12 protein-coding genes are annotated in these 13,023 nt (G+C 64.3%); 1 reads left to right on the plus strand and 11 read right to left on the minus strand.

The window, feature by feature from the left end; translation table 11 throughout:
• The 11 genes from DH08_RS10380 to DH08_RS10430 form a co-directional block, all read right to left on the minus strand.
• On the minus strand, positions 1 to 238 hold a 238-nt coding region (locus DH08_RS10380), incomplete at its 3' end, for an NAD(P)(+) transhydrogenase (Re/Si-specific) subunit beta (protein WP_192179221.1).
• 1 nt (position 239) lies between these two features.
• Complete coding sequence (locus DH08_RS10385) at positions 240 to 662, minus strand: NAD(P) transhydrogenase subunit alpha part 2 (RefSeq protein ID WP_006202404.1); 423 nt, start codon at positions 660 to 662, stop codon at positions 240 to 242.
• Positions 662 to 1,954, minus strand: coding sequence for a Re/Si-specific NAD(P)(+) transhydrogenase subunit alpha (locus DH08_RS10390; RefSeq protein ID WP_192179222.1), 1,293 nt, complete (start codon positions 1,952 to 1,954; stop codon positions 662 to 664). Before DH08_RS10390 ends, DH08_RS10385 begins: the two co-directional genes overlap by 1 nt.
• An 84-nt stretch (positions 1,955 to 2,038) precedes the next feature.
• Positions 2,039 to 2,263 (minus strand): aa3-type cytochrome c oxidase subunit IV, encoded by a 225-nt coding sequence (locus DH08_RS10395; RefSeq protein WP_192179223.1) that lies wholly within the window; start codon positions 2,261 to 2,263, stop codon positions 2,039 to 2,041.
• A gap of 380 nt (positions 2,264 to 2,643) precedes the next feature.
• Positions 2,644 to 3,201 (minus strand): dihydrofolate reductase family protein, encoded by a 558-nt coding sequence (locus DH08_RS10400; protein ID WP_192179224.1) that lies wholly within the window; start codon positions 3,199 to 3,201, stop codon positions 2,644 to 2,646.
• A 227-nt stretch (positions 3,202 to 3,428) separates the two neighbouring features.
• Positions 3,429 to 3,578: a DUF3096 domain-containing protein gene (locus DH08_RS10405; RefSeq protein ID WP_006202401.1), complete on the minus strand. Its 150-nt coding sequence runs from the start codon at positions 3,576 to 3,578 to the stop codon at positions 3,429 to 3,431.
• A 114-nt stretch (positions 3,579 to 3,692) separates the two neighbouring features.
• A complete protein-coding gene (locus DH08_RS10410; RefSeq protein WP_246800768.1) occupies positions 3,693 to 4,457 on the minus strand; it encodes an N-acyl amino acid synthase FeeM domain-containing protein in 765 nt (254 codons plus the stop codon).
• A 168-nt stretch (positions 4,458 to 4,625) separates the two neighbouring features.
• Positions 4,626 to 6,938: a putative bifunctional diguanylate cyclase/phosphodiesterase gene (locus DH08_RS10415; protein WP_192179226.1), complete on the minus strand. Its 2,313-nt coding sequence runs from the start codon at positions 6,936 to 6,938 to the stop codon at positions 4,626 to 4,628.
• Between the two features lie 143 nt (positions 6,939 to 7,081).
• Positions 7,082 to 10,555 (minus strand): indolepyruvate ferredoxin oxidoreductase family protein, encoded by a 3,474-nt coding sequence (locus DH08_RS10420; RefSeq protein WP_192179227.1) that lies wholly within the window; start codon positions 10,553 to 10,555, stop codon positions 7,082 to 7,084.
• Positions 10,556 to 10,762: 207 nt separating this feature from the next.
• Positions 10,763 to 11,290, minus strand: coding sequence for a hypothetical protein (locus tag DH08_RS10425; RefSeq protein WP_192179228.1), 528 nt, complete (start codon positions 11,288 to 11,290; stop codon positions 10,763 to 10,765).
• Positions 11,283 to 11,891: a CGNR zinc finger domain-containing protein gene (locus DH08_RS10430; protein WP_192179229.1), complete on the minus strand. Its 609-nt coding sequence runs from the start codon at positions 11,889 to 11,891 to the stop codon at positions 11,283 to 11,285. Before DH08_RS10430 ends, DH08_RS10425 begins: the two co-directional genes overlap by 8 nt.
• 99 nt (positions 11,892 to 11,990) lie before the next feature.
• On the opposite strand from DH08_RS10430, the gene DH08_RS10435 reads away from it, so the two are divergent.
• A complete protein-coding gene (locus tag DH08_RS10435; protein ID WP_192179230.1) occupies positions 11,991 to 12,896 on the plus strand; it encodes a branched-chain amino acid ABC transporter permease in 906 nt (301 codons plus the stop codon).
• Positions 12,897 to 13,023: the final 127 nt, after the last annotated feature.

A 13,023-nucleotide genomic window follows, 5' to 3' on the forward strand; every position in this document is an offset into this window, starting at 1 on the left:
TGCGCCGCGCCGTGACGGCGCCGACGGAACCGCCGATCAGCAGCCCGAGCACGATCAGGCCGAAGCCGCCGGCCGACGGGACCGCCAGCGCCAGCGTCGTGACAATGGCGATGCCCATGCCGATCATGCCGTAGAGATTGCCCTGGCGGCTGGTGGTCGGATGCGACAGGCCGCGCAGCGCCAGGATGAACAGGATGCCGGAGACCAGATAGAGGAAGGAAGCGAAGTTGGCGTTCACGTCACTTGTCCTTCTTCTTGTACATGGCCAGCATGCGCTGAGTGACGAGGAAGCCGCCAAAGATGTTGACCGACACCAACATCAGCGCAACGAAGCCGAAGCCGGTGGCGATGCCGGACGCCGAGATGCCGACGGCCAGCAGCGCGCCGACGACGATGACCGAGGAAATGGCGTTGGTGACGGCCATCAGCGGCGTGTGCAGCGCCGGCGTGACCGACCACACGACATAATAGCCGACGAAGATCGCCAGCACGAAAATGGCGAAGCGGAAGACGAACGGATCGATGGCGCCGCCCGACAGTGCGTGCGCGGCGTCACCCGCCGCCTCGGTGCCGGGCGTGGTCGCGAGGTTCTGCACCGCAAGGCGAACTGCGGCGCTCGCCTGGTCGAGCTGGTCGAGGGCTTTCTGCAAGGTCTGATCCATCACGCGATCCCCTTCGGCTTGGCAGCGGACTTGCCCGTGGCGGCATTCTTGCCGGCTGCCTTTTTCGGCGCGGCTTTCTTCACCGACGCATCGGCGACCATGGTCTTCGCCGGGATCGCCGCCGGTTCGACGTGTTGGCCCTTTGGCGGCTCTGCCGCCGCCTTGGCGAAGGCCGGGTGCACCACCTTGCCGGCATCGGTCAGCATGGTTGCCTTGACCAGCTCGTCATCGCGCTTGATGGCAAGCGTCTTCGTCGCCTTGTCGACCAGCGTCTCCAGGAAGGCAAAGAGGTTCCTGGCATAGAGCAGCGAGGCCGAAGCGGCGACGCGGCCAGGCACGTTGAGATGACCGACGATCTTGACGCCGTTGGCCGTCGTCACGACCTTGCCTGGAACGGCGCCCTCGACATTGCCGCCGCGCTCGACCGCGAGGTCGACGAGCACCGAACCCGGCTTCATCGACGCGACCATCGCCGCCGAGACCAGCTTCGGCGCCGGACGGCCGGGGATCAGCGCCGTGGTGATGACGATGTCCTGCTTGGCGATGTGTTCGGCAGTCAGTGCCGCTTGCTTGGTCTGATATTCCTTCGACATTTCCTTGGCGTAGCCGCCGGCGGTCTCGGCCGCCTTGAACTCCTCGTCCTCGACCGCAAGGAATTTGGCGCCGAGTGACTGCACCTGTTCCTTCACCGCCGGACGCACGTCGGTGGCGGTGACAACAGCGCCAAGCCGGCGCGCCGTGGCGATCGCCTGCAGGCCGGCGACGCCGACGCCCATGATGAAGGCCTTCGCCGCCGGCACGGTGCCAGCCGCCGTCATCATCATCGGCAGCGCCCGGTCATATTCGGCGGCCGCGTCGACCACCGCCTGGTAGCCGGCGAGATTGGCCTGCGAGGACAAGACGTCCATCGACTGCGCGCGGGTGATGCGCGGCATGAATTCCATCGAGAAGGCGGTGACGCCTGCCTTGGCAAGTGCGGCGACGGCGGCATCGTTGCCATAGGGGTCCATGATGGCGATGACGGCGGCGCCGGACTTGTAGCCCTTCAGCTCCGCATCCGTTGGCCGGCGCACTTTCAGCACCACATCGGCCTTGGCGGCATCGCCGGCCTTGCCGATCGCGGCGCCCGCTTTGGCGAATTCCTCGTCGGGAATGCGCGAGGCCGTGCCGGCGCCGGTCTCGACGACCACGTCGAACCCCAGCGCCGCCAGCCGTTTCACCGTGTCGGGCGAGGCCGCGACGCGCGGCTCGTTCGCATCGAGTTCACGAGGGATGAAAACCGTCTGTCCCACCGCATGATCCTTTCGGCTGGAACCTGTTGCGCAAGACGCCGGCCGGACCTCCGGCAGCGTCCCTAGCGAAGGATTTCGGAAAGTTTATCGGAGAATGAAGGCGCCGGCAGCCAGGATCAGGGCGCAGAGGATGGTCGCCGAGAAGAAACCGCCAACGAAGAAGCCGAACGCCATCGCGATAACTATGGCGAGGCAAAAGAGCGAACCGTATTTGGCCAGCGCCAGGAAGCCCGCATAGGTGCGGTCGTGCTCGGAATAGTCCATCTTCGCGCCCAGTTCGACAGGACCGGACGGCGTGTGCTCAGCCATAGGAATACCCCTTCGAAGACATCTTTGAGGCACATAGCGAAAAGCCGGGCCAAGAGCAATGGCGCTATTGCCGCATCGCCGGAGACAACAGCCTCAAAGGAAAGTTGAAAGCCGTCCGTCGAGGCGCTTGCCCCTGGCTTTCGTGGGGGAGTGACGGGTCGGGTGCCTTGCGGAACCGACACAAGCTTCAGTGGCCGTCTAGCCCGTGAGCGGACACGCCGAAGGTCGGCAATGGGTGGGAAGCCGCCATTGCCCACAAGGCCTCCGGCCTGATCAACCGAGCTCCCATGGCAGAAGCAGCGGGTATGCCGTATTGCGCGGCGAGAAGGCTTCCTACGACGCGCAGGCCCGCGATCTGGGCGCGAAGAGGCTGCTCTGGGTCAGCGCGCGCGCCGGTAATGCATGGCGACCGCGCCGCTGCGGAGCGGCGTGGCCGAGATCAGCTCGAGCCGTCGCGTGCTGGGCAGCCCGCTCTGGTAGAGGGTCGGGCCGTGGCCGGCGATCCTGGGGTGGACGAGGAGCTTGTACTCGTCGATTAGATCCAGCCGGTCCAGCTCGGTCGCGAGCTTGCCGCTACCGAGGAGCACGCCGGCCGGGGTCGCGTCCTTGAGCCTCTGCACGCCCGTGCGCAGGTCGCCGACGATGTGGTGGCTGTTGGTCCACGGGAAGGCACTTCGCGTCGACGACACTACGTACTTCGGCTTGGCCTCCAGCTTGAGCGCCCACTCGCGTATCGCCGGCGGCGCCTCCTCGTCGCCGCGGGCGACTGCCGGCCAGTAGCTCTCCATCATCTCGTAGGTGACGCGACCCCACAGCATCGCCCCGCCCTCGTCCATAAGGCGGGTGAAGAAGGCGTGCGTCTCGTCGTCGGCAATTCCCTCCTGGTGGTCGACGCAGCCGTCCAGGGTGACGTTGATGCTGAAGGTCAATAGTCCCATGCGGCGAGTCTAAGCCATACAATGGAGAACACGTAGGCCGATTGCTCGTGGTTGATGTTGAAATTCCGCAATGGGTCGATCATTGCCATCAACACCAGGCCGGCCAGCGGACCTCCGCTCGGTCCGCATCCGGCGCTGGCGCGGGATTCCGTTTTCGACCCTTCTCGGAAGGTCAGAACGTCCGCTTCGCGACGCCGTTGGCGCCCCCTATCGCGGGTTCCGGGATATCAGCCCGCCAGGTGCGGGAACAGTCCGAGCAGGCCGGCGATGATCAGATAGATCGCGACGATGTAGTTCAAAAGCCGCGGCATCACCAGGATCAGCACACCGGCAATCAGCGAGATCAGCGGGGTGAGCGCGATCGCGGAAATGGTCATGTTCTTGGTCCTTTCTCGAGTTGATGTCCGCCGTCCTCAGCCGATGCAGCGACATTATCTGTCGCCGCGACAAGCCGGACTCCTTGCCGGCACCATCACAAAACCCGTGAAGGCTCAGGCGGCTTCGGAGAAATACTTGGCCGTCGGCAGGATGGTCAGCGGTGCAAGCTCGCCGGTCGGCGCTTTCGCGAACAGCATGCGCCGTTCCAGCGCCGTCGAGTGGAAGAACGGAAAGCGCTGCAGCGTCGGCGCCATGTTCTGCTCGCAGAGCGATTCATAGAAGAAGATCGGCATGGTGAAAGGCGGATAGATGCGCGGCTCACCAACCTGCACCGAACCGAAGATGCGATGATAGAAGGCCGTGTGCTCTTCCCGGATCATCGAGACACAACTCGTGGCGTTGAAGAACGTGTTGGCGATAACCGCAAGCCGCAGCGTGACATAGGGCAGGGCCCGGTGGGTCGACGACAATTGCGGGTCGACCGCCAGCCGGCTGGGGTCGATGAAGGTTTCGCCCCGCGCCAGGCGCAGGAGCAGCCTGTCGCCGAACACCGTCATGATTGGCGCTTCGGGTGTCTCGCGGCTCAGGTGGTGGAGCCTGACGGTGCTGACAAGCTCGCCTTCCATGAAGACGCCGAAACAATAACAGTTTGGGACTTCGTCGAGATGATCGGCAAGCTTCTGCTCGACGATGGTATCAAGCAGGCCGTGCGAATGGAACGCCTTGTAGCGCAGCCGGGAGATCGCTTCGAAATCCTCGCCGCTTTCACAGCGCCGGTACTCGACGCGCTCCAGAAGGTCGAGCACGTTGCGCGCGAACAGCGAAGGAGGCTGAGATCTGGCAGCCGAAGCCGCCGCAGGCCGACCTGACTCACGCATGTCCATATTCTTCCCTCGTACCGCCGCAGGAGAACAATATCGGACGAGAGAGTGAACAAGAAGATAAAACTACAATCGTCTTCGTTTACCGAAGGTTAACCTTAACAATTGGTTAACGCGCGGAAAAATCACCTCCTCTTGAGCCGGCTTCTGAAACGTGATCGAGGATCAGGTGGTGGCGCGCTTTGCGACCGGCCGCAGTTCCGCGGCAAAAGGCCAGGTCACGTTGGACATGGTCTCGATGCCCGACGCGCTGAGCGCGGCGCCGAAGAGGAAGCCCTGGACCAGGTCCGGCTTCACCGTATGCAGCAGGATCTTCAGCTGTTCGAAGGTTTCCACGCCTTCGACGGTGACAGTCAGGCCGAGAATCCGGGTCAGGTCGACGACGCCCTTCAACAGGTCGAGCGAGCGCGGGTTCTGGGTGACGTCCATCAGGAACGAACGGTCGATCTTGATCTTGTCGAGCGGCAGCTTGTGGAGGTAGCTCAGGCTCGAATAGCCGGTGCCGAAATCGTCGAGCGCGATGCGCACGCCAAGCTGCTTCAGCTCCTCGATGTACTGGCGCGTCAGCGACTTATCGTCGAGCAGCGCGGTTTCGGTGACTTCGATCTCCAGGCGGGCGGCCGCGAGCCCGGACGTGGCCAGCGCGTCGCGGACCTTCTGGATGACGTCACTGTTGCGGAAGTCCTTGGCGGAAAGGTTGACCGAAACGCTGGTCTGGTCGGGCCATTTGGCGCATTCCGCGCAGGCGGCCTGAAGAACGAAGGTGCTGATCTCGGAAATGATGCCCATTTCCTCGGCCAGCGGAATGAAGATGCTGGGCGAAATCGGCCCGAGATCGGGATGGTCCCAGCGGCACAATGCCTCGCAGCTGGCAATGCGCATCGTGCTCATCGAGACGATCGGCTGATAGACGACGCGCAGGCCCTTGCTCTCGATCGCGCTGCGCAAGTCCGCCTTCATCAGCTGGCGATTGCGGAAGGCGGCGTCCATCGCGGCCTCGAACAGCCGCCAGTTGTTCTTGCCGAGTTCCTTGGCCTTGTAGAGCGCCAGGTCTGCCTTGACGATCATGGCGTCGACGTCGGTGTCCTCGACCTTGGACAGCACAGCGCCGGCGCTGGCCTGGATGCGCAGCCCATGCCCGGCGACGTCGACCTCGCCCTGCAGGTCGCCGAAAACCTGGTCGAGCAGGCTGGTCAGGTGGCTTTCGTCCTCGATGCGGTCGAAAAAGACCATGAACTCGTCGCCGCCGAAGCGGCTGACGGTGATGCCGTGCCCGGCAACCGCCGCCAGTCGTTCCGCCACGGCATAGATCAGCCCGTCGCCGACCGGGTGGCCCAGCGTGTCGTTGACGCTCTTGAAATCGTCGAGGTCGAGCACGGCCAGGCCGCAGAGACGGTCGCGGTCGCCGGAGGCCATCGCTTCCCCGACCAGTTCGTGGAAATAGGCGCGGTTCGGCAGGCCGGTGAGGTTGTCGTAGCGCGCCATGAAGCGGATTTTTTCTTCGGCCTCGACGCGGGCCGTGACATCCTCGAAGGTGATGACGCCCAGGTTCTGGCTGCCTTCGCGTGCCGAAAACTCGTAGTGCTGGCCGGTGGAGAAGGAAACCAGCACCTTGCGGTCGCGCCCTTCGCGTAGCGCCCGCGTCAGCTGCGCCTCGACATAGCGGCAGTCCTTCGGCGCCAGCATGCCGCCGGCAACGCCGCGCAGGAGCAGCGAATGGATCGATCGCCCGAGCAGCTGGTTCGGCGATTTGAGCGACATCAGATGCGCGGCCTCAGCGTTGCCGACCACCACCTTGCCGTCGGGGCCAAGCATCACCAGGCCATGCGACATGGTGTTCAGCGCCCGGTTGAAGCGTTCGGCCAGCCTGGCCGCGGTCTTGCGCTCCGAAATGGCGTCGAAAAGCACCGTGCGGACGTGAGCGGCCATTCGCGTGATGATGAAGATGAACGGCACGATATAGAGGCCGAGGATGAAGGTTGGCACGTCGCCCTTGAGCATCAGCCCGATCGCGATCGGCAGCACGACCGTGAAGGCCTGCACCGCGACCATTGTCTTGGAGCCGTAATTGCGACCGACGATCGTCACCGTCGAGCCCATTATGACGGCGATCGCGGCACTTTCTCCGAACATATCCGGGATGAGGTAGATGGTCGTGAGGCAGAAAAGCCCCATGAAGAAAGCCTGGATGGTGCCGCCGACCAGATAATAGCGTTCCCAGGTCTTGGCCGCTTCATAGCTGTCGAAATTGCCTTCGCGCTGGCCTTTGCGGATGCCGTAATAGCGGTAAAGGCCGGCGCCGAGCATGACTGCCGCCAGGGCGAGGTAGGCCGGATGCTTTGAGGTCAGATAGACAAGAACACCGATGAGTCCATGGCAAAAAGCGCCGATCAGCAGGATTCCGGGATCGTTGAACAACGATCGCACGAACCCAGCATAGACGTCCTCACCTATCTCTCCGGTTTTGTGTTCTTGCATGGCCCGCGGTGTCGCACGAACCGCAGTCATTTCACATTCGCCTTAAGAAAGGTTTAGAGACGCCGTTTCAGGCCCTGTCGTCAAGTATCTTCCCCATGGGCAAGCCCGGGAAACTGGTCTTCAGGTAAACAAGGCGTATCGGCTTACTCGGCGGCTTGAAGTTCGGGCCTTGCAGGGATTTTTGCCAGGCGCTCGAGCAGCCGCGAGCGTTCTCCGGCGGCCTTTTCGGCGCTTGCCTGCCTGACGTGGCCGTAACCGCGAATGAGCGCCGGCACCGAGGCCAGCGCGGCGGCGGCCTCGATCCGGCCCGGCGCCAGCGCCGCGGTGACAAGCTCCAGATCAGCCTCGTATTGGGCAAGAAGCTGCCGCTCCATGCGCCTTTCCGCGCTGTAGCCGAACAGGTCGAAAGCGGTGCCGCGCAGGCCTTTCATCGCCGCCAGCAGGCGGAACCCCTTCATCATCCACGGGCCGAAGCTCGACTTGCGGGGCGTGCCGTCCTTGCCGCGCCGGCCCATGATCGGCGGCGCCAGATGGAATTCGAGTTTTTCGTAGCTCTGGAACTGTTTTGACATTTCGGCGGCGAAGGAGCCGTCGGTGTAGAGCCGCGCCACCTCATACTCGTCCTTGATCGCCATCAGCCTGAACAGGCTTTTTGCGGCGGCCTCGGTCACAGCGGTCGAACCCGGCACCGCCTTGGCTTCGGCAGCGCGTAGCGCGCCGATCCTGGCAGCATAGCGCTTGCCATAGGCGGCGTTCTGATAGGCGCTCAGGAAGGCGACGCGGCGGGCAATGATGTCGTCCAGCGTCTCGGCGATCGCGTTTGCCGCCTTGCCCGGCTGAGCAATGAGACCACGCACGAAATCCGGCTGATGGGCGGCGCGGCGGCCCCAGCGGAAGGCGGCGATGTTCATCGCCACCGCTTGGCCGTTGAGTTCGATCGCCTTCTCGACTGCCTCGGCCGACAGCGGCAGCCCGCCATGCTGGAAGGCAAAACCGAGCATGAACATGTTGGCGCCAAGCGAGTTGCCGAACAAAGCGGTTGCGGTGCGGGTGGCATCGAAGAAATGCGCCCTGTCGTCACCGGCGGCGGAGCGAATGGCCTTTTTCAGCCGTTCGACGGGCAGCGAGAAGTCGGCCGAGCGTGCGAATTCGCCCGGCATGATCTCGGCGGTGTTGGCGAGGAAGATGGTGTGACCTTCACGCACCGCCGCCAGTACCTTCTGGGCGCCGGAGACGACGAGGTCGCAGCCGAGCACCAGATCGGCCTTTCCGGCCGAAACCCGGATGGCGTGGATATCGTCCGGTGTACGCGCGATGCGCACATGGGTGAACACCGAGCCGCCCTTCTGGGCCAGCCCGGCCATGTCGATCATGCCGCAGCCTTTGTCCTCGAGATGGGCCGCCATGCCGAGCACCGCGCCGATGGTGACGACTCCGGTGCCGCCGACACCGTCGATGATCGCCGCCCAGCCTTGCTCGCCGAGCGGGAATTCGGCCGGCGCCGGCACACCGTCGAGCGGGTCGGACTTGCCGGCGGTGCCCTCGGCCTTCCTGATCCTGGCACCATGCACGGTGACGAAGGACGGACAGAAGCCGTTGATGCAGGAGAAATCCTTGTTGCAGCTCGACTGGTCGATCCGGCGCTTGCGGCCGAATTCGGTCTCGACCGGCTGGATCGAGACGCAATTCGACTGCACACCGCAATCGCCGCAGCCCTCGCAGACCAGCTCGTTGATGAAGACGCGCTTGTCGGGATCGGGGAAGGTGCCGCGCTTGCGGCGGCGGCGCTTTTCTGCGGCGCAGGTCTGGTCGTAGAGCAGCACGGAGATGCCTTTGACCGCGCGCAATTCGCGCTGGACGAGGTCGAGGTCGTCGCGGTGATGGATGGTGACATCGGCCGGGAACTCGGCTTTGCCGGCATATTTGCCCGGCTCGTCGGTAACGACCGCGATCCGCTCGACGCCCTCGGCGCGCACCTGCCTGGCGATCATGTCGACGGTCAGGCCGCCTTCATGCGGTTGGCCGCCGGTCATGGCGACGGCGTCGTTGTAGAGGATCTTGTAGGTGATGTTGGCGTCGGTCGACAGCGCGAAGCGGATCGCCAGCGCACCGGAGTGGTTGTAAGTGCCGTCGCCGAGATTCTGGAAGATGTGGTCGCGTTTGGAGAACGGCGCCTGGCCGATCCATTGCGCGCCCTCGCCACCCATGGCGGTGAAGCCGACGGTGTTGCGGTCCATCCACAGCGCCATGAAGTGGCAGCCGATGCCGGCGGCGGCCAGCGAGCCGTCCGGCACCTTGGTCGAGGAATTGTGCGGGCAGCCGGAGCAGAAGAACGGAGTGCGCGAGGCGATGTCCGACGTGTCCGCGAGCATCGCCTGGAACTGGCGTAATTTCGCCACCCGTGCGGCGATCTCCTCCGACGGACCGATGGTGCGCAGGATCCGCTCGCCGAGCGCAATTGCAATCTCGTTGGGATCGAGCGCACCCTTGGCCGGGAACAGCCAGTCGCCGCGTTCGTCCTTCTTGCCGACGATGACCGGCTGCGTGGCGGTGCCGTAGAGGTTTTCGCGCAGCTGCACCTCGATCAGCGAACGCTTCTCCTCGACCACGACGATGGTGTCGAGGCCGTGGGCAAACTCGGCGATATGCTGGAGGTCGATCGGCCATGGGCAGCCGACCTTGAACAGCCTGATGCCGATGCGGTTGGCGGCAGCCTCGTCGATGCCGATATCCTCCAGCGCCTGGCGGACGTCGAGATAGCTCTTGCCGATGGTGATGACGCCGAGCTTCGGCTTGCGGCCGCCCGAATAGACGATCCGGTTCAGCCCGTTGGCGTGGATGAAGGCGGACGCGGCGGCGCGTTTATACTCATGCAGCCGCTCTTCCTGGCCGAGCATGTCGATCTCGTGGCGGATGTTGAGGCCGCCGGGCGGCATCTCGAACTCCGGCACGACGATGTTCAGCCGCTCGAGCGAGGCATCGACCGAAGCCGTCGATTCGATGTTGTCCTTGACGCATTTGATCGCCGCCCAGGTGCCGGCGAAGCGCGACATGGCAAAGCCGTAGAGCCCGTAATCGATGATCTCCTGGACGCCGGCCGGATTGAGGATCGGCACCATCGTGTCGACGAACAGGAACTCGGTGGCATGCGCGTTGGTCGAGGATTCGGCCATGTGGTCGTCGCCCATCAGGGCAAGCACGCCGCCATGCTTCGAGGAGCCGGCGAGATTGGCGTGGCGGAACACGTCGCCGGAACGGTCGACACCCGGACCTTTGCCGTACCAGACCGAAAAGACGCCGTCATGCGTGCCTTCGCCCAAAAGTTCGGCCTGCTGCGTGCCCCAGCAGGCGGTGGCGGCAAGCTCTTCGTTGAGGCCGGGCTGGAAGACGATGTCGGATTGGGCGAGTTGCTTCTTGGCCTTCCACAATTGCATGTCCAGGCCGCCGAGCGGCGAGCCGCGATAGCCGGAAACGAAGCCGGCGGTGTTGAGGCCAGCGCGACGGTCGCGCTCGCACTGCATCAACAGCATACGAATGACGGCCTGCGCGCCGGAGAGGAAGATGCGCTCCTTTCCAAGATCGAACTTGTCGTCGAGCGCGACGTCGTGCAGCGTCATCAGGCATTTCCTCTGCGGAGGCCGCGCCGGAGCGCGCAGCCAACGTAGGAGTCGGATGCCGCAGTCTTTCTCCCCTTTGCAGGGGAGGTCAAACAAAATCGAAGGTGCCAGGCAGCGCGCAACGAACGATCCGATACGCTTTCCACGGCGTACGAAAATTGCGCCGTGGCGGTCTGGAAAGCGAGTTCCAGCAGCTGTGCGGGCGTGTCAGGCCTTCGAGCAATCCGGCTTCGGCTCGCCCGGCAGCTTGCCGTCGACATGGCCGACCATGTCCTTGTTGAGCTCGTAGACCGGGCCGACCACCAGGGGACGGTCGGGCAGGATCGACTGATCGAGCGACGAGGTCAGCGTCGTCTCGAAGCTCTGCAGAAGCGTGCCGCTTGAATCCTCGATGCGGATCGATACCGCATAGGGCTTGTCCTTGACCACGCAGGTCAGCGGCGGGCTGGTCAGCGTTATGTGCGGCAGCTTCGGCCAGATCTTCTGGTTGACGATGATCGGGTCGCCGCCGGCCGGGTTCTGGAAACTGACCACGGCAACCTGTCCTTCGCCCATCGGCCGCAGCGGATTGAGCGTGATGACATAGGTGGCGATGCCCAGCCGGTAGTTGAACTCGAACAGCTTGCCGGAAATGGCGAACAGCTGCTCCTTGCCGGAGTCGCGGCACGCGCCAAGCACTGCTGCCGCCAGCAAGGCGGCGCCGAGAACCATCGAACGCGAACATGTCCTAGACATTGCTGACCTCCCTGGCCGCCGTGCGGCGGCGATAGTAGCGGTTTGCCTTCTGGCGATTGCCGCAGACCGCCATGTCGCACCAGAGGCGGCTGGAGTTGCGGCTGCGGTCGACGAACAGCCAACTGCAGTTGGGACAGATTCTCAGCCTGGCGACGGTGTCGTCGCGCAGCAGCGACAGCGCCGAGACGGCAAGTGCCGCCTCGAAAGCGATCGGCGTCGCCGGGTCGCCGAACGGCTGTCCCGGCGCGCCGATTTCGGTCCGGCTGCCGGCCAGGCCTTCGGCGCAGGCTTGCAGGAACCCCGGCAGATCGCCGGTGGCCAGAGCGCCTTTCGACACCGCATGGCGAAACAGGCGGTCAGTCGTCTCGCGGATCGACAGCACGACCGGGGCAATCTCCGCCGGGGACTGCGCTTCCAGCCGACGCCCGCCAAGCTCCGTGGCGCGAAAACCGCTGGCCGCGTCGGCAAAGCGGGCGATCTCGGCCCGATTGTCGAAGCGGTCGAAGGTCTTTTCCGGATCGAACCGCAAAACGACCGTGTTCGCAGCGTCGAGCGCGAGGATGCCGCCGGTGAAGCGATGCGGGGTCCAGGAGACTGTCATGCCAGAAATCTAACCGATAAATCGCATTTGACAAGTTAGATTCCGAATGCAAACGTCCCTTGGGGATGTGGGTTCGCCACCGTCACCCAAGGGTGCTGCATGCTGTATTTCTTCCAGCAGGTTCTGAACGGGCTGCATTCGGGCGCGCTCTATGCCTTGCTCGCCTTCGGCTATGTGCTGACCAATGGGCTGCTGCACCGGACCAACCTTGCCTATGGCGCCATGTTCGCCTTTTGCGGGCACGCGATGATCCTCACGGCTGCCTTCGGCTACCAGGCGCTGTGGCTGACGCTCTATGCCGCGGTCGCGCTCGGCATCGTCGCCGCGCTCCTCTATGCGGCGCTGATCAGCCACGTCTTGTCGCGCAGCGTCTTCGAACCCCTGGCCGACCGCTCGCCCAACGCGATCGTGGTGACGACGCTGGGCATCTTGCTGGTGCTGTCGGAGGCCAGCCGCATCGCCGCCGACACCCATGATCTCTGGCTGCCGCCGATGCTGGCCCGGCCGGTGATCTTCGCGCAGAACGCCGGCTTCAAGGCGACGCTGACACTGATCCAGTTGCTCGACTGCGCAGCCGTGATAGGCGTGCTGGCGCTCACCGCCTGGGCGTTCGCCCGCTCGGGCTTCGGCCGCTCCTGGCGGGCGGTGTCGGACGATCCCAGGGCCGCCGCAATGTGCGGCGTCGACGTGCGCGCGGTGTTTCGGCTGGCGGTGCTGTTCGGCGGTCTGTGCGCTGCGCTGGCCGGCGTCCTTGCCGGCATCTACTACGGCAACATCAGCTTCGGCACCGGCCTGGTTTATGGGCTGAAGATCCTGTTCGTGACCGCTGTCGGCGGTTATCTCTCGCCGCTCAAGGCGGCGCTTGGCGCGGCCGCCTTCGGCATGGCCGAATCGCTCTGGGCCGGCTATTTCCCACTCGAATGGCGCGATGCCTGGATGTACCTCTTCCTCGTCGCCATGCTGGTGCTGATCGGCGCCGGCCGCGACCAGCAGAAGATCGCCTGACGCGTCTGCGACTTTGGTTGGATGCCGCTCGGTCAACCGGCGCTTTATCCCCACTCTCGTTTCACAACAGCGTTCGCCGGACCTATGCCTTGTTGACCAGCCCGGCCACGCACGGCATACCGTTAGG

The sequence above is a fragment of the Mesorhizobium amorphae genome (assembly GCF_014843845.1).
Classification (GTDB): domain Bacteria; phylum Pseudomonadota; class Alphaproteobacteria; order Rhizobiales; family Rhizobiaceae; genus Mesorhizobium; species Mesorhizobium amorphae_A.